This is a genomic window from Paenibacillus sp. EZ-K15 (assembly GCF_002573715.1).
GTDB lineage: Bacteria > Bacillota > Bacilli > Paenibacillales > Paenibacillaceae > Paenibacillus_AQ.
Genome location: NZ_PDHM01000008.1, coordinates 260,552 through 279,225, shown reverse-complemented (window position 1 = coordinate 279,225; position 18,674 = coordinate 260,552). Strand labels below are relative to the sequence as shown.

The 18,674-nt window shown below is 48.6% G+C and carries 14 protein-coding genes; all 14 read right to left on the bottom strand.

The features are described from left to right. Nucleotides 1-8: 8 nt before the first annotated feature. Nucleotides 9-1,346 carry an FAD-dependent oxidoreductase gene (locus tag CRG97_RS05785; RefSeq protein ID WP_098742165.1) on the bottom strand — a complete coding sequence of 446 codons (1,338 nt, stop codon included), beginning with the start codon at nucleotides 1,344-1,346 and terminating at the stop codon, nucleotides 9-11. Nucleotides 1,347-1,376: 30 nt separating this feature from the next. Beyond that, entirely contained in the window at nucleotides 1,377-2,900 is a 1,524-nt protein-coding gene (locus CRG97_RS05780) for an extracellular solute-binding protein (RefSeq protein ID WP_098742164.1), read from the bottom strand. Between the two features lie 51 nt (nucleotides 2,901-2,951). Next, entirely contained in the window at nucleotides 2,952-3,821 is an 870-nt protein-coding gene (locus tag CRG97_RS05775; RefSeq protein WP_237566309.1) for a carbohydrate ABC transporter permease, read from the bottom strand. A gap of 2 nt (nucleotides 3,822-3,823) precedes the next feature. Then, entirely contained in the window at nucleotides 3,824-4,768 is a 945-nt protein-coding gene (locus CRG97_RS05770; RefSeq protein ID WP_098742163.1) for an ABC transporter permease, read from the bottom strand. Between the two features lie 223 nt (nucleotides 4,769-4,991). After that, entirely contained in the window at nucleotides 4,992-7,265 is a 2,274-nt protein-coding gene (locus CRG97_RS05765) for a helix-turn-helix domain-containing protein (protein WP_161952918.1), read from the bottom strand. A 288-nt stretch (nucleotides 7,266-7,553) separates the two neighbouring features. Continuing rightward, complete coding sequence (locus tag CRG97_RS05760) at nucleotides 7,554-8,111, bottom strand: delta-aminolevulinic acid dehydratase (protein WP_098742161.1); 558 nt, start codon at nucleotides 8,109-8,111, stop codon at nucleotides 7,554-7,556. A gap of 81 nt (nucleotides 8,112-8,192) precedes the next feature. After that, nucleotides 8,193-9,050, bottom strand: a complete 858-nt coding sequence (locus CRG97_RS05755) for a hypothetical protein (protein ID WP_098742160.1) — start codon at nucleotides 9,048-9,050, stop codon at nucleotides 8,193-8,195. A gap of 286 nt (nucleotides 9,051-9,336) precedes the next feature. Next, entirely contained in the window at nucleotides 9,337-9,882 is a 546-nt protein-coding gene (locus CRG97_RS05750) for a hypothetical protein (RefSeq protein ID WP_098742159.1), read from the bottom strand. Nucleotides 9,883-10,195: 313 nt separating this feature from the next. Then, the gene (gene arcC / locus CRG97_RS05740) at nucleotides 10,196-11,146 is read right to left on the bottom strand and encodes a carbamate kinase (RefSeq protein WP_098742158.1); all 951 of its coding nucleotides are present in this window, start codon (nucleotides 11,144-11,146) and stop codon (nucleotides 10,196-10,198) included. Nucleotides 11,147-11,305: 159 nt separating this feature from the next. Next, nucleotides 11,306-12,673 carry a tetratricopeptide repeat protein gene (locus CRG97_RS05735; protein WP_098742157.1) on the bottom strand — a complete coding sequence of 456 codons (1,368 nt, stop codon included), beginning with the start codon at nucleotides 12,671-12,673 and terminating at the stop codon, nucleotides 11,306-11,308. A gap of 73 nt (nucleotides 12,674-12,746) precedes the next feature. After that, nucleotides 12,747-14,288: a xanthine permease gene (locus CRG97_RS33540; RefSeq protein WP_098742156.1), complete on the bottom strand. Its 1,542-nt coding sequence runs from the start codon at nucleotides 14,286-14,288 to the stop codon at nucleotides 12,747-12,749. Between the two features lie 271 nt (nucleotides 14,289-14,559). Then, nucleotides 14,560-15,990: a YlbE family protein gene (locus CRG97_RS05725; RefSeq protein WP_098742155.1), complete on the bottom strand. Its 1,431-nt coding sequence runs from the start codon at nucleotides 15,988-15,990 to the stop codon at nucleotides 14,560-14,562. A gap of 1 nt (nucleotide 15,991) precedes the next feature. Further along, nucleotides 15,992-17,536, bottom strand: coding sequence for an acyl-CoA synthetase FdrA (fdrA, locus tag CRG97_RS05720; protein WP_098742154.1), 1,545 nt, complete (start codon nucleotides 17,534-17,536; stop codon nucleotides 15,992-15,994). Between the two features lie 3 nt (nucleotides 17,537-17,539). Next, nucleotides 17,540-18,367, bottom strand: coding sequence for an oxamate carbamoyltransferase subunit AllH family protein (locus tag CRG97_RS05715; RefSeq protein WP_098742153.1), 828 nt, complete (start codon nucleotides 18,365-18,367; stop codon nucleotides 17,540-17,542). Between the last annotated feature and the right edge of the window lie 307 nt (nucleotides 18,368-18,674).

The following is an 18,674-nucleotide window of genomic DNA, read 5'->3' as shown; positions in this document are numbered from 1 at the left end:
ACGGATACTTATTGAGGGTATAGCTTTGTGGCTACCGGCAGCTCAATTCGCTCCACCTCCCCTTCCACAAATTGACCGCGCAATTGCAGCACAAAACGGATCTGCTCAGCACGCGCCTCCCGAACGTCCTGTAGTTTCTGCATGACGCAGATTGCAGCCGCTGTTCCGGCTGCCTCGCCGATTGCGCTGATCGAGGCCATAATCCGGTAGGAGCTGTGCGCCTCATGCGTGCCGCTTATGCAGCGCGAGCTAAGCAGCAAATTGCTGCAACCGCGCGGGATAAGACTGCGGTATGGAATGTGATAATAGCCGGGAGCAGGGATGCTCTCCAGTCTTGTCGGCCCGCCCTCCGGATTGTGAATGTCCAGCGCGTAGGCACAAGCGGCAACCATATCGTCAAACTGTCTCGTTCCGAGACAATCCTCCCCCGTCAACTCATATTCACCTACAATGCGTCTGCCTTCCCGTACACCCAGCTTAGGCGCAACATAATCCAGCCTGGCAGCGCAAAATGCCGGATGCCCGGTAATCGCAGCAAAGAGCTCCCGTGCCTGCCTGCCCCCTTCTTCCATTCCCCGAACGACTGAATCCGGCTCCGTCGGGTCTACATCCAGCACCGAGGTTGAATTGAACAGCAGTGCGTCCTCGTTCGGATACGGAAAACAAGTTACCGATTGCCTGGGATTGCTCGTACGATTCTCTGCTTTCAGCGCCAAATAATAGGGCAGCAATTCACTGCGCAAGGAATGGATTCCTGCCCATGACCGGTAATTTTGCTCTTTCAATAATGCTGGAGCAAAGCCGCTCACTTTAAAGGTAGCGGTCGCAGACTGCAGCTTGCCATCGCCTTCCCGGCCAAGCCGGTATTCAAGCCCGGCCAAATAAGATAAATTGCCATCCGCAGTGGCATCAAGATACACTTTTGCCTCAATGACCGCTTGCCGCTCTCCCTCAATATGCAAACGGGCAATTCTTCCCTGCTCCATATCTGCCTTAACGACTGAACTTCCCGTCCAGACAGACAATGTCGGCTCTGCCGCCAACAGCGACACATAAGTTGCTTTCAGCTCCCGCTCATCATAGGTAGGAACCATCTGTTCGCTATAATGCGTGTAGGCAGCGGGAAACAGCTCCCGATGGATGCCACTCGTCACCGGCCTTCCTCCCGAATCGCGAAAATTGCATATAAGCGACACGCTAGAGAACACCCCAGTACCGCCTACTTCCGCCCGCTGCTCAATCAATAGGACACGGCATTGCAGCCGCGCCGCTGCCAGGGCGGCACTAATGCCGCCCACTCCTGCCCCTGCAATGACAATATCAAACTGCTGTACTTCACCATTCATCTTTAGTAATACTCCTCTCTGTCAGCAAGCTTAGTTCCCCTGCTTGGCAAGCAATTCCGTATAGTCGCGAATAATTTGTTCGCCGCCTTGCGTACGCCAACGTTCTATCTCTTTGTTATATCCGGCTTCATCGATCGCTCCCGTAATGAATTTGACGCGGGCGTCTGTAATGATTTTGTTCAGCTCCGTTCCTTTTTCTACTGCGGTCTGGGAAATAAGCGGCTCTGCCGGATTGGTTACCGCAATCGCTTCGTTGTCCTTCATCATGGTGCGAAACTTGTTATCCGCCTCGCCCTTGCCCTTCCAAATCATGAGCGCTCCATCATAAGTAGGCAGCTGCTTCAGCGGTGATACTTCATTGCTATATGCGGTCTGATCGGAGATCGTCGGTTCGCCGGTACTGTCCTTCGTATGATGAACGCCCTCAATTCCCCAAGTCCAATTAAATATCATTTCGTCATCCACGATCTTATCGAAGAAAGCAAGCAGTTGCTTTAGCTCTGCCTCTGTTTTCACCGTCGCTTTTGGGAAGAGGAAGACGCCGAAATAGCCGGTAGTAGCAAAAACACGCTCGCCTTTCGGCCCTTTGATCCGGCTGACAATGTCTACCTTCGCATCCGGATTGGCCTTCTTCATCTCATTTCCGCCCGTAATGATAAAATCCAATGTCGTAAACATCATGCCGGCTTTGCCTTGATAGAACTGCTCACCCTGCTTGCCCGCTTTGGTCGCAGCAAAATCTTGATTCAAAAGCTTCTCATCATACAGCCGCTTATAGAACTTGAGCGCCTCCATATTTTCCTCCGTCATAAATTCAGGCACAGCCTGGCCGTCCCGCACTTCCCACTGGTTCGGGGCACCAAAGAAGGAAGCGATCGTTCGGAAGCCCGATAGACCGGCCGCCCCCATTCCGCTATTGGAATCTTCAGCCTCTACAAGACCGAATGTATCCTTCATGCCATTTTTATCAGGATCATCCAGCGTAAAAGCTTTAATCACGTTATACAGCTCATCGATCGTCTGCGGCTGCTTGAGACCGAGATTGTCCAGCCAATCCTGCCTAAAAGCGATCCCTTGGCGCGCCAATGCTCTGGCTCGATAAAGGCCGTATACTTTACCATCAACAGAGATATTGTTCAGTACGAGCGGGTTGGCATTATATTTGCTTAAATTAGGATAATCCTTAAGGTAAGGCCCTACCTCCCAAAACATGCCTGAACGCTGAGCGTTTATGATCGAGGAAGACTTGGGATCCTGTACCATCAACACTTGCGGCAAATCGTTGGAGGCGATCGATACATTGACTTTATCGTTGTAAGCCGAACCGGGAATCCATGTAATATCCAGCTTTGTGTTGGTGTATTCCTCGATTTTTTTCACGAACGGATTGTCTGCGCGCGGCGGCTCCGGCGACGAATATTGATTCATCATCGTAATATGCAGCACATCCCCCGCTCCCGAAGTACCTGAATTGCTGCTGCACCCTACTAACATGGATACAGCCAAGCTTGCTGCAAGACCAGCCATTGCGAGCTTATACCTCTGTTTTCCCACTTTCGTTTCCCCCTTCAAATTAGATCCTAGTTTATTAAAAGATGAGCATGCTCATCCTTTAACCGAGCCGAGCAGCACCCCTTTGGCGAAGTGCTTTTGCAAAAATGGATAGACGGCCAGAATCGGAGCAGTCGAAAACACGATGACGGCCATATTAATAATCTTTGACGGCGGCGGCGGAGCTTCGCTCAGATCGGACAACCCTTTTTCCGAGAGAATAACGATTTGCCGCAGCAGCACTTGTATCGGCCATTTGCTAGAATCATTGATGTACAATATGGCACTCAAAAACGTATTCCAATGATTGACCGCATAGAAAAGCGCAAATGTCGCAATTGCCGGCATCGAGAGCGGGATCACGATCCGAAACAAAATCCCCGGGTCGCTGCAGCCGTCAATTTTGGCCGATTCCTCCAAGCCGTCCGGCAGCTGCTGGAAAAAGTTCTTTATAATAATTAAATTGAACGCGCTAATTGCACCGGGCATGATGAGCGCCCAATACGTATTGGTCAAGTGTAGTCCTTTGACGATGAGAAAGGTCGGCACAATGCCGGCATTAAAAACCATTGTAAAAATAATCATCAGCATGATCGGTTGCCTGCCATACAAATCTTTACGTGCCAGCGGGTAAGCCATCAGTACTGTCATGAGCAAATTGACTAACGTTCCGATCACGGTAACCCCGATTGTAACCCCTAGGCTGCGGAGCAGAATGGGTGTTGACAAAATATACCGGTAGCCTGTCAAAGAAAACTTAGTCGGAAATAGCAGAAAGCTTTTGGCCAATACCTCCTCTTCCGTTGCAAAAGAAATCAAAATAATGTACAGAAAAGGAATGATCATCATAGCGGCGATCAGGACGAGCAGCGTCATGTTCACCGCATTAAACAGCCGGCTGGCTAAATTACGGTCATAGGTCAATGCTAGTACACCCCTTCCTCGCCAAACTTTTTCACAACCCAATTCGAACCAACGATCAGCACAAAACCAACCACCGACTTGAACAGACCAACCGCTGTACTAAAGCTGAATTGTCCCTGCGTAATGCCTGCCGTATAAACAAAGGTGTCGAACACTTCTCCAACTTCCCTATTGATCGCGTTCAGCATGAGAAAGATTTGTTCGAATCCGGTATCCAGGAATGTACCCAGCCTGAGAATAAATAAAATGACTATCGTTGAGCGGATCGCTGGCAGCGTCACATGCCATAGCTGACGCATTCGCCCTGCGCCATCCATTCTTGCTGCTTCGTACAGCTGCGGGTCAACGCCAGATAAGGCGGCGAGAAAAATAATGGTTCCCCAGCCCGTTTCCTTCCAGATCACCTCAAGCGTAATCATCGAGCGAAACCATTCGGCGCTGACGAGAAAATTGATTTTGTTGCCTCCCATCGCAGCGATTCCTTCATTAATCAGCCCGCCATCCACTGTAAAGAACGTATAGGCAATGCCGACTACGACAACCCATGACACAAAATGCGGCACATAAATAATCGTCTGAATGCTCCGCTTGAACGCTTCACGCCTTACTTCATTCAACATTAAGGCAAGCACAATCGGTGCCGGAAAAAAGAAAAGAATATTGTAGCAAGCCAAAATCAACGTATTTTTGAGCAGCATCCAAAATAGCGGATCTGCATACAGCCGTTCAAAATGCTTCAAACCCACCCACTCGCTTCCAAAAAATCCGAGAAACGGCTGATAATCTTTGAACGCCAGCAGCAGCCCCCACATCGGCGCATACTTAAATAAAATGAAATACAGCAAGCCTGGTAGCAGCATCACATACAGCCATTTGTCACGCAGCAGCCGCAGCTGCCATCCTTTCGAAAAGAAGACCACCCCAAGGCCCTCCTGATTATGATTCATCTCTACTCCACCTTTGCCTCATATCGTGTTTATTTGTGCTAATCTCACGATAATCGGCGAAAGCGGCAAGCGTCTATAATCGGGATATAATCCATAGACAGGGAGGTTGCTGTACGGCACTGAGTAATCATTAGAACGTCATCGATAATCATCGGCAATGCGCACATACAAAGAACCTCCGGCCAGCAGCGGAGAAATACATCCGGCTAGTCGGAGGTTACGGTCAGTTATGCGGTTGATGCAATTGCCGATATTGTCCAGGCGTCATGTTCTCCATCTTGCGAAAGAACCGGATAAAATTTTGCGGGTTCGTATACGTAAGTTTTTCGGCTATCTCCCCGATCTTCATATCGGTTTCTATCAGCCACCGTTTCGCCTTCTCCAGGCGGTAATGCTGCAAATATTCACTAAAGCTGATCCCTTGCTCACGGCTGAAAAGCGGCCCAAGATGGTTAGGGTGATAATTAAGCTGCGCTGCGCAAGCTTCCAACGTCAATTCTGTATCAAAACGAAGATGAATCATCTCCAACACTTGATCGGACACATGCCTGGCGTGCGATTTTCGCTGCTGCTCCAATTGCAGCATAATCGGATGTGTTACTGTTTCCCGCAACCACAGCTTGATTTCCTCCTGAGTCTTCAATGCGAGCAGCGTTTCAAACAGCTGCTTTTCTTGATCCAACGGCACCGGCGCCGCTGACGTCTCGCTATCCGATTGCCCTAGCTCTGTCAGCATGGCATACAACCGAACAAGTGATAGCTGATATTGCCGCCAATCCGCACGCTCCTGAAAAATCGCTCCGACACATTGCTCCAGCAAAGCATCAGCCTGCTCACGCTCTAACAGCTTTACCGAATTGTACAGCTCCTTGGCGACACGCTGAGGGAACACGCTGGCAACCGGATCGCCATATGTAACATCATCAATAAATAAAATCGACTCCATCCCATTACGAATCCGATAATGAAGCGCTTCAATTGCTTGCTCGCTGGAATCAGCCGCCTCGATTAACCGCTTCTGCGGACGGCTAATGCCGATACTTACTTGCAAGCCCAAATACTCGCGTACCGCTTGCTGAATGCCTTCTGCCCAACCAAAAAGCTGCACCTTTTGTTGTGCTTGTGAACCGTCAAGCCCTCCAACTATCGTAATTTGCGACTGCTCCAATAGTACGGGATCAAGCCGCTCTTTGTCCGGAATCAGTTCTCCCGCAATATTAGCAATGGCGAACAACAGCAAATCACGATCTCTCTCTTCGTAACGGGAATCTTCGAGTGAGTCAATCTGAATGGCAAGCGCAGCATGCCACGACCAATCGAGCGGATAATGATATTCCTCCAAATAATCCCGCAACTGCGCTTCACGCACTTCACCGTGAATCAGCTTAATAACAAAAAACCGCCTCAACTCACGCATCTGACCAACGACCTGTGCCGACAGCTTCGATTCCGATTGCAGCATCGCCTGTACCCGGCTGCCAATCAGTGCAAATTCATCTCCCTTGTCTTCTTGGGGTGCATCACCAATACGCTCGGCAACAGCACGGACTAGCTGGCGAACCGGCCGGTAAAACGACTTGGAGCTGAATAAAGAAAAGGCAGCAGTCAGCAGCACTAGCAGACCACAAACTGCCAGTGTCATCCAACCTATCGAACGTGAATCACGTGTAATGTCTTTAATCGAAATGGCCGAAATATACGTCCAGCCATTATAATTGGATTTGCGCATAATAACACTCGTATCATCGCCTGCCAGCTTAACATTATAATGCCCTTCCTCTTCATGCTGCTTACGAAGCAAAGGAACAAGCTCCTCAAACTTCGATGACGACGGATGACTTTGAGTCAAGACCTGGTACTCTTGATTAAATACGACCATACTGCCAATCCGATTGTCGGCCTCCAGAAGACGAGCCAGCTCTGACTCGGCGATTGTCACAATGAGCAGCCCCTCCGCCTTCAGCGAGTTAAGCGGAATCTTTTTGACCAAGCTGATGCTCGGCGATGAATCCGTCGTCGTATCATTTGTCACCCAGGCAGAGAACGATGGCAGCGTCTCATAACGAAGTAGTTTCTCCATCTCTTTGACATCATCAAATGTAAAAATATTGTTGTTATCAATCCCCCATCTCCCATTCAAATTAAGCACGGTCATATTGCTAACAGCCAGTTCGAACGTTTGACTGCGAATCATACTTTGATACATCTCACGGTACAATTGATAATCCCCGCCTGAATAGGGCAATGACATCGCATTCACGACAATTGGTAAACTAATATATTGCGTAACAGAATGGTCGATCGTTTTTAAAACCTGTTCCATCCGAAGCTGCATTTGCTGCAGTGTTTCCATTCTGCTCTGATTGACCTTTTCCTGCACGATGGACGATGATTTGTAGTAAGAGACCGTCCCTACAATGATGACTGGAAGCGTTCCGATCAGCAGACTAAACATTAGCAGCCGAAAATAATATTTGCGTGAACGTAGTTTCATCATTTCTCCTTCACTAACTCGCCAGATCTTCATTACATTATAGAAAACGGACTGTACGGAGTCTATAATCAACATATAATCTTTAAGAAGGGTGATGCTGGAACATGGCTTGTTCAACTTCAGAAGCCATAGAAGTAGCACAAAAGGATAATTCAGACGCTAAAAAGGATAATAAGTAAAAAGAGGATCGATAACACCGATCCTCTTTTCATTCAAATGCATTTATGTACAACGTCCCTTGTCGAAATAGAATTCATTTAGCCGTGCACGCCCGGGGTAGAGTTTCACCTATTATTCCTGTCGTTCATAAAGCCGGTACATGGATAGCTCACCACTCATCGTTACAGCTTGCGCAAAGGCTTCCTTCACGTCCCGTCCCTGCTGAACGATCTCATAGAACAACCGCAGAACGAACATCAGTGCATCGTTGCCGTCCGGATAGTCATCCGGCCCGATATACATCTTGCAGCCCCGCTCCAGGAAAGCGTCAGCCAGTGCTGGATCCCCCAGCGAGCAGCCGTTCGCGATCACCGTCTTCCCGTCCAGCTTCGCGTAACGCAGAATCTCGCCCGCTCCGAAACCGCCCTTCGGCTCATCATCCTGGTATACCTCTTCGCCAAGCTCCGGCATGATCAAGCTGCCTTCATCCCCGTGAAAGTTCAATAGGATCATATCGGTGCCTTCATATAATTCATCACCCGACAAGACAGAGATCAGATCATTCGGCCTCCCGATCCAATATGTAAAAACGCGCACCCCGAAATACTCCAGAGCCGCCCTTACGGCTTGGCTCTCCATATCGCAATCCGGTCCGACGACCAGAGCGACCTGCATAACCGGCTTACTCACTACTACATCAACTCCTGACAATTATACTTGAATTCGGATGTATTTATTGAAACTATGTTGTTACAAGAATTTAAACTATGATTATACTTTTCTCAATATCATCCACCATTGTTTATCATACGATTCGACTTCAATCTCTTCCAGACCTAGATTTGCTTCGCTAATCCAGCTTCTAGCCAGTTGGATATAGTTGCTGTGAAATTCAGAGGAATAACCCATTTCATCATATCCAGAATAAGTAATATTATCGAATATCATGTATCCTCCTCTTCTTAACTGCTTATGGCTTGTGTCAATGATTTGGATAAACTCATGATAGGCTGCATCCTTCAACATGCCTTTTCTATGATAATCCATAACAGCTTGCAACATTAGAGGTTCTATTGTCCACCAATCATTATTTACTGTATCAATGCCCTCACGATTGGCGATAATCGTCTGGATGATATCGTTAATAGCGTGATGAAAAGCAACAACGTGAAAAGAAGACGCTGGATAATATAAACCAATATTTGCGGCATCGTCCTCAACAACCTGTATGTTTATGTCCATTCCTTTCGTTTTCTCCTGAAAATTTTGTGTCAGCTCCCTGTTGAGATTGGCCGTCACATAGGTGCCCATGTTTTTGGAATAAGCGTCTAAAGCCTTTGGAATGTAAACAATATCACCTGCACCAACTTCCAAAAGACTTAAAGCACGGGGCATATTCAGCTCCATGAAGAGATTCTGCCAAGAGGCTGAATAATACAATTGAAGATATTCGAATACCCTCTGCTTGGATATACCTATCGGTACGGCTAATATGTCTTTCAATTTATTTTCCATTTGGACCGCGTTCATCTGTTCTAACTCAGAAATCATGTCCTGTGAAAAGTCACGTTTTAGAATATCGTTAAACACGCCGGCACTTATTTTCTCTGCTAGTGTCTGCATATTCATTAGCGTATCCCTCTCTTCGTATAGTTTCTAGAGTATATTCGAATTCATGATGTTTTTTCCTCTTTTTATTATTAAAAAGGAGAATCGTGCATGATGATCGCTGTCTGTATGAGGAAAATAAAAGACGCCGTCAAGTTCCAATAACCGGAAGATTTCATCGTTCTTGAGTTTCTTTGGAAACAAACAGTGACTTTAATTCATATGAGAATTATAAAATTCCCATAATCCCAAAAATAAAAGACCCTGCACTATATAATGTGCAGGGTCTTACTTTTCAAATTACTTACTACATTTTAATCAATTTCTGTATCCATTTGATCGTTATTTCATCTTTTACCTCTGTACTCAAATCGGAAGGAAACTGTAAATATTGTTCTACCTCAGGCATTTTATGCAACTGACTATGCACAATAGGATCAGCATTACTGTCAGCAGAATAATATTGAGGAAAGCGGTAATCTTGTCCTTCAAGTGATCGATAAACATAAAAATTGTACTCGATACCATCAACTACACAAAAGGCATGACCTTGAATTCGCGGATCGCACCAGACATGAGTCCCTTTTAGCTTTTTTAAAGAAAGTAAAAAACCGTTCTTCTGAGCTTCCGTAATATGATAATCATCCAAATAATACTTAGATGATATTCGATCAAAGTTCGTATCGATGATCTGGTAGTTCAAAATCACTTCGGCCCCCTTTTGTAGAATGGGGTTAAAATAATCCTCTTGGATCCCGCCCTTATACTTTGATAATCGGCTCTTTACCAAGTAGTCGATATTACTGTGGTCTAAATTACGACCAAACGTTAATAAAAATCGTCGTTTATCCAATTTTACTCTGAACCCCATTTTGGAAGTGAATTATGGTATAAATCAACATTACCTTTATGGTCAGGCCAATTATCTTTTGTATGAAAATGCCACCGAGTATGATTTCTAGATTGGGAAGTGAAAACATCTAGTCTCAAATATTTTATACCATCTTGTCCAAAGAAAGAAATTATATGTTCTCCTTGATTAATCCCATTCCTAAAATCGCAAAGAACCCGAGAGAGGCACTTTTTTCAAAGTATCCCTCTCTCGGGCCATGTTCAAAAAAGTAAATATAGCGGTTCTGGCGTTTCACTTGCCAACAGCTTGAGCGTTAGCTCACAATATGCGTTCCAGCCTGTTTCTTGATGGCATCGCTTAAGCTTTCCGGATTCGTAATGATGACTCTGCGTCCGGGTTTCTTTAGAAAATTAAGACTCGCCTCAATTTTAGGAAGCATGCTGCCTTTCGGAAAATGCCCCTCTTTCATATACTGTTTAATCTCTTCAACGGTGACCTCTTCCAGTGCCTTCTGATCCGGGGTACCGAAATTCACGAATACTTGGGGCACGCCCGTTGTAATAATCAGCGTTTCGGCATCTACCTGCTCTGCCAATAAACTTGTGGCAAAGTCCTTATCGATCACCGCATCGATGCCTTCATAGGTATGGTCCTTCGTCTTGATAACAGGAATACCTCCTCCGCCGACGGCAATCACGATACAGCCGGACTCGATCAGCGAACGGATGGCCTCCTTCTCGACAATATCAATGGGAGCAGGTGAAGGAACAACCCTTCGATATCCGCGGCCCGAATCCTCAATCATCACCCACTCGGGATGCTCGCGCTTCAATTCCTCGGCTTGCTCCTGGGAGAAGAAGGAGCCGACCGGTTTGGAAGGATCTCGGAAATTATGGTCGGCTTCGCTGACCTCAACCTGTGTGATGATGGTCGCTACCTTTTTCGTTATGTTGCGGTGGATAAACTCATTCGTTAACGCCTGTTGAATTTGGTAACCGATGCCGCCCTGCGTGTCCGCCACGCAATTCACGAGCGGAACGGCATTCATGCCGATGACCTCTGAAGCAACCTCGCTCCTTCTCAGCTCGAATCCAACCTGCGGCCCGTTACCGTGAGTAACGACCACGTTGACGCCTGCTTGCACCATGTCTGCAATGTTGGCTGCAATTTCACATACTGCCTCGTATTGATCCTTAATCGACTCGCGGCCATTATCCTTGACTAACGAATTACCGCCAATGGCTACAACTACAAATTTATCCATGACTAACCTCCTGGTCGATCAGCCGATAATTCTGGCTGAGTGATCCTCTATAAACGAGCCGTAAGGCGCGCCGTAAATAACGAGTCCAAGAATTCCATCTTTCCTGGCACGCCAGAGACCGTAGTTGTTCCGTAAAGATGTGTTTACATTCGAATGGAATTATCGTTTTGCAGCAGCTGTTATGGTTTCTTTCAAACTTTTGGCTCTACTATGGTCCGGATGAATAGCCTGTGCTTGTTCAATCCACGTCATGGCCTGATCCGGCTGATTAAGCGCTAACAGGCTGCTGGCTTTCTCGCAGTAATAATCCGCATGATCGGGGCCGCATTGCATGGCCTGATCCATCTCCTCGATCGCTGCCGCATAGTTACCAAGCAAATTTAAGGATTGGCCCTTATGGTAATGATATAACCCATTGGTGCGATCATGCGTGATTGCATTGTCTATCGCATCGGCAGCCTCTTGGTGCTTACCGAGCGATCTCAGGCTGTTCGCCTTGTGAAAGGAAAAATCATAACGCCAAGGTTGCTGCGCTAACAGCTGATCCATCACGATGACGGCTTCCTCGTGCCTGCCCAATTCCCTTAAATAATTGGATTTATGATAGCGGTAGAACGTCTCCTCCGGCTTCCGCTCAATCGCTTTGTCATATTCGGCAATGGCTTCTTCCGGACGTTTCATCATCCGATAAGCATTGGCGGTATAGAAATAAAAGTCGAGATCGCCGGGATCAAGCGACAGCGCTTGATTGTAAGCAACCAGAGCCTCGTCATAATGTCCTAATTCTCCGGAACAATAACCTTTGTAGTAATAGAGGTCGGCAGGATTACCCTCTTCCCCCAGCGCGTTGTCTATGATCGAGAGAGCTTCCTCGTACTTCTCTGCCTTAGCCAGCTCTTTCACTCGTTGGATGCTATCCGGGACGCTTATACTTTGTTTGTTGAGAATCTGGATTACCTTATGCTGCTTCATCTCCACGGCATGCTGGAGAGAGGACTTTCCGTCACGATCCTTCAAATGCACGTCGGCCCCTGCTTCAACCAGAAGCTGAATGATATCGGAGTACAGCCGGCCCCCGTTTCCAAGAATGACCGCCTCCAGCAGCGCGGACCATCCCAGATGATTCACATGATTAACGGCAACGCCTGCTTCCAGGCAAATCTGAACGGTTCTTACATATCCCTTTTCGCTTGACGGCAGCAGCGTTGTTCCCCCAAACCGGTTTACGCTGGTGATATCCGCTCCTGCTTGGATAGTCAGACGCAGGATTTCATGAAAACCGTTAGCTCCTCCACATAGATATGGGGTTAACATGGTGATATCTCTTGCATTCACGTCGCTACCGGCTTCGATTAACCTTTTGGCAAGGGAGATCTGATTTTTCTGTGTTGCAGCCATTAGCGCCGTCCGGCCCTGGCTGTCCTTGTGATGAACATCGGCACCACGCTCCAATAACCGCTCTACCGCAGCCAAGTCTCCTCGGTCGCATGCCAGAATGAGTTCGTCATTCATCGCTTCAGCATTCATCGAGTGACCTCCTCATTTTATGTTTTCAACCCTTGTACTTCGGACTACATATTCAGACCTGCGCATTCCGGCATTACTCTGACTTCAATTGGTTTGCCGGATCGCGTAGATCGGAAAAATGCTTATATACAAACAGTGCCGCAACCATCAGGTATGCGTATACGAACGGCATCAATGCATCTTGGGCAAATCCCACCGTAGGCGCATGGATAATGCCGAATAGGGATAGGACGGCTGCGATGACCGCGAACACGGCAGCCCGCAGCGGCTTATTCAAGATGGCGAAGATAGCAATTGATCCCCAGATCAAACTGCTGAGCGGTGCGCCGTTCCCCAGATGATTCAGTCCGTTATAATAAACGCCTTTGCTTAACAACAAATCGATGCCAACCTTGGAAGCCGTCGTCTCAGCGGCATTAAAGATGTTATTGGCAAGCGTTAAAGCCCAGTTGGCGATCCAAGGGAATAAGGTGATGAAGATAACGGGCACTTCATTCTTAGGTGTCTCCCTTACAACCTGATTGGCCGTGACCACGCCCACATAGACCAGGATCGGTACAATCGCGACAACCGGAATGATGGACAGGAGCAGCGCTCCAATTCCAAAGAGCGAGATGATTAACATGGCAAAGCCGGATGCAATCGTATACCCAAGGCCCGCGCCGATGGATTTCCAGCCGGCGTGCCCGATGTACACGGTAACCGGGAACGGGTTGCCTGTGAAGGCACCGATACTGGAAGCCACACCGTTCGTCAGCATGACGTTCCGGGTATTATAAGGATCTCCCGCAGCATGCGCGCTCTCGATATTTTCTAAGTCAAAAATATAGTTGGCGAGCCCCAAAGGAATGGCCGATGCCAGGTACGGCAGCGCATGAGGTATTCCTTGAAACAGGCTTGTAATGTGAACTTCAGGCGGATTAAAGCCCAGTGTAGACAACGCCGTCGTAATCGCCTCTGGATTTTGCAATCCGAATACCCAAGCCAGAACGGTACCGGCAATGAGCAGCAGAAAACCGGTCGGGATTTTTTTGAATATTGGAGATTTACCAAACCAGTTGATAAAGATGATGACCAGTACGATAAAAGCGACAATCGGTGTTTCGAATGATTGCAGCATCGGGTTCATGGCAAGCAGCAGCAATCCAAGGCCGGACAAACAGGACAAGAGAACGGTCCTTGGAATTACTTTTCTGAGCAAATCGCCCAAGAAGGAACCTACAACCAGGATCATGGCTTCGAAGAAGCACCATACCAGACCGATCTGGAGCGCAAATGTCGCATCATTGGTCTGTCTGAATACGGGAATCAGCACCAGAAAAGTAACGGTAAATATCGATGGGGCGCTCGGACCTGACGGCAGCGCGGTAATGTCGCTGCGGCCCGTTTTCTTTGCCAGACTATATCCAAACCAACCGTAAGCCATGCTTGCGATAAAAATAGCGAATCCGAAGGCAGGGACTACTCTTCCGTAGACCATATCTTCCGGAAAACCTACAACAAAAATCAAAAGTGAAATCATGGTCAGCAGATTGGTTAGATTATTGGCAAGCAAGCCGAAAAACGCAGCCCAATCTCCTTTTTTCCATAACATTTTCATGAGTACCTGATCCATATAAATGCCTCCTTAGATCATTACACTTATAGTGCGTGTTCAAAAAGGTCGGTTTTCAGCACCGAGAAGATTGGATAAAGCTAGGGACGTCAGGAGCGGAGCGTACGTTTTGGGTACGTGAGCACCGGAAGGACCGGCTGAATTCAAGATTCGATGCCGAACCAACTTCCCGATTTGCCTCGTGATCAAAAGCGGACTTTTTGAACAACCTCTTATAGAACTAGCATCAGGTACCCTTCAGGCATTAGCGCATGCCTGAAGGGGCACCGTTCTATGACTGAATGCGCTGGCTAAGAGCTAGTAACGCCTGTTCAAAACAATCCACCGGAGGATGCGTGATACCCGCTCCAATCATTCCGATTCCCGGGTCTTTATGCGCGATGGCCGTGTTGATCACCGGCATGATGCCGGTTTGGGCCACTTTACGAATATCTATGCCCGTTGGAATGCCGCTAAAGTTCAATAAAGGAATGGTAACGTTCGGATTTTCCGTGGTCGTAATCTCCTTCATCTTGACCGAATAATTCATGGCTTCATCCACGGTTCCGCCGACAAGCGCCACAATCGCCGGAGCGGTTGCCATCGCAAATCCGCCGATTCCGTAGGTTTCCGTAATCGCGCTATCGCCGATATCAAGGCCCGAATCCTCCGGCTTATACCCTGCGAACATGGGTCCAACCACCTTTTGCGCCGGTCCGGTGAACCAGGTGTTGCCTGGCATGCCGCTGACGCGAATGCCGAATTCGACGCCGTTGCGGGCCATGGTGGTCACGATGGTGCTGTATTCAATCCCATGCGCCGCATCCAGCGCGCATTTACAGAGCGCCATCCAGGTCGGGCCGGAGAAGTAATCGCTGCTTGCCACAAAATCAAAAACCTCGATTTGCTGCTCCGTAGGGAAGTCGGTCCGCAGAATCAGCGGCGTTAACGCTTGGATTAACAGCGTCGTGCCGGCATTGTTGCGGTTATGGCATTCATCTCCCATATGAAGCGCCTGCGACAGCATCAGACGAAGGTCAACGCCATTCTCAGAGAACTTCATCGCATCCCGGAGCATCGGGCCAAGCACGTCCCTCATCCAGTTCAGTCGGGCGATGACCGTTTCGTCGTTGGCACCCATCCGCAGTATTTTGGATAACTGCTCGCTCAGGTTCGTATACGCGATATTGCCGTATGTCCGGTTCTCCACGATGTGCATGAACATGGAGGCTGAGGTTACCCCCGCCATCGAGCCTACGCAGTTATGCTCATGGCATGGCGAGAACGTGATTTCACCCGATGCCGCAAGTTCCGCCGCTTCATCCAGATTGCTGGCCAAGCCTTCGAAGACCAGTGCGCCCGTGACCGCGCCCTTCATCGGACCGCTCATTCGCTCCCACGTAATAGGCGGACCTGCGTGCAGGATCGTCTTCTTGGTCATGCCCGGCACGACATTGATCGCCTGATCGAAACCGATCAATACCGGCTGGGAGTTGATGATCCGCTCCACGGCCAACTTGTTCGCCGCTTCGATTTTCTCCTGAATTTCCGGCTGATCCAGCTTGTCAAGCAGTGCGATCACTTCAGGCTTGCCACCGCCCGGCGGTTTCCACTCCAGGTGGGAGACCTTCCCTTTTTGCTTCAAAATATCGTCTTTAAACATTTCCAGACCCACATTGATTACGTGAAGCTCGCTGTTAAATAGCTCGTTGATTCTACTCATGTCATACTCCTTTCTCGACGAAGCCTCTGGCAAGAAGCCCTGTATTCGTACTGCTGCTGGCATAAGTAACTCCCGCAGATACCAGTTTATTTAACTGCTCTTCTACAGACGGTGTATCGAGATCCGTTCCCAGTACATAGCCGATAATCTCCAGATGTCTTCCTTCTTGTTCAGCCGCCTGCTTGGCTTCCACGATCGCCGGGAGCATGACCCCGACCGGATCCTCGTGCGCTCCGTATCCAAGAACGAAGTCCATCACGATAACGCCAACCGACGGATCTTTAGCTTCCTGCTTGAATCTGGCAATCCGGGAAGAAGGATCGATCATCGGATGAGGCTTGCCGTTGGTGAACTCGTCATCTCCGAAATCGATAAACGTGTGGCCCTGACTGACGTGAACATCCTGCAGCCGGTACTTCGGATCCTTCGGAATATTGCTGTACACATCCTCGTATTGCTCCATCGCCAGGTACATGGCTTCGTCGCACAGCGTTCCGCCGCAGAACAACCCGCGGATATATTGTTGCTCCGGCTTCAGCTTGGCCTTGACCTCCTCGATGAGAGGCAGATTCAGCGGATGCTTATCAATGGTGCTCTCGTCGACGCCCGACAGGATAACGGCTTTCAACGCCGCTTCTTTGGTCGTTTTGGCAAAATGTCCGCCGGCCTTCACGACCGCTTCTTCCGTTCCGCCGATAAAGCACACCACGACAGGCTTGCTCATGTTCTTGATCTCGGCGAGCACCTTCCCCTCCACGCTCTTGGCAGGCGGCTTCGAGATCAGGACAATGACCTTGGTCGCTTCATCTTCATTAAGCGCTCTCATGCCGTCCAGCATCATAATGCCGCCAACGCGTTCGCTTAAATCGCGTCCACCCGTGCCGATCAGTTGGGAGATCCCGCCGCCAAAATCATGCACCCGAACGCTGACCTCCTGGCTTCCCGTTCCGGATGCGCCTACGATCCCGATGCTTCCTGGACGCACTTTATTGGCAAAGCACAGCCCCACGCCTCCGATGATAGCCGTACCGCAGTCCGGTCCCATCATGAGCAAACCGCGTTCATGCGCCATGTTCTTGAGCTCGATCTCCTCTTCCACGCTGACGTTATCGCTGAACAGCATGACGTGGAGATCATTCTCCAGTGCCTTTCTGGCTTCTCTGGCTGCGAACAATCCGTTTACAGAAATGACGGCCAGCTTGGCCGAAGGAAGATTTCTCGCGGCCGAGTCGATGGTCGGGAACGTGAGTTCACTGTTTCCTGCCTCGCTTCCCTTGCTGTTAAATAGGGCTTCGACGCCTTCGTAAGCGCTTTCTACGAACTCCTCAGAGACCGCTTTAATGACGATCATCAGATCGCTTCCCTTGGCTTCCTCCAGCTCCGGGGTCATGAGACCGACATTGGCCAGTACTTCCTTGTTCATCTGCGTTCCCATTGCGATAAATGCCTGATCCACGCCATCTAATTGATTCGCTTTGGTTGACAGTGACATCAGTGAGACGGAATCAAAGTACGTATTCTTTTTAATCACAACTTTAGTCGACATGCTTTACCTCCCATTTCTTTCTATGCTAAGCTTCAAGCCATTCACCAGCCCGAGCGCGATATCCGTTCCTGATGTAGAACCGATATCGAGTATCCTGGATAAGCTAGTTATAACTTCAGTCTTACTGCCATGGATCATATGGTGCATGAACTCTCCAATGGATTCCCTTACCTGGCCACTTGCGGCTTTCTTCAAAGCCATATAGCTAATCGGATTGCTCCTATCAGCCGATGCTGCCACAACTTGTTCGCACACATGGCCGATCTTGAACAGCGGACCATTCGTTAGATTCATAACGGCAAACAATCCGACCAAGAAATCGTCGCCCGACGGAGTCAGACCCGGGCCCAAGCCTATTAGTTGAATTGCATAATGAGATGCAAGACTGACTTCGCCTTTGGATAGCGCTTCAAGAAGTCCCGTGGAGCGCTCCCTCAGCAATCTCTCCATTTCCTGATCAAAAGGATTTCCGGTCTCTGCCGATCGCTTCATCCCGCCAGCTTTGCCGTGAGCTTCAATCCATAACTGCGCTGCAGCTACATGGTTTCTTAAGATTTCTTCGTCTTCCGGATAGGATGGGAGCTTGCTCCGCCATACATGGACTTGCTGAAGCATAACGGCTGCATTCTTCCCTACGTATAACCGATCTCCCTCCGCATAGACCTGATCTCCAATCGCCAGACCCCGTTTGGAAAAGCTGTCGATGTCCGTGACCAGCGTATTCGGAGCGTTGCCCACGTTGTCAGTGGCAATCGTATATAATTCACCGTTCGGACACTTCAGATTCACCGTTCGATCAAAGATGCTGTGTACCGTCCCATGAAATTTCAAGCTTCTTATTTGTTGAAGGAACCCCGCATCGCAAGAGATGGCGGCGCTTACAACACAAACGGCTTCTGTACTGGTTCTATTCCCGCAGCTTTCCGTTCTATCGCCTCCCTTAGCTTACAAATGGACATGTTGTCTTTTGTCAGGCTATCCCTTTGAATGCGTCATTCACCTTAGATCGGCCATGCCTTAGTTGTGGATAAATGACCTTAGATGCTATACTGAATTCAAAATTAGCCAGTATATAAACGTCGAACGTATAACAGGTGAATGACTCTCCATAGCTAAAAGGATATTTTGTGAATTATAT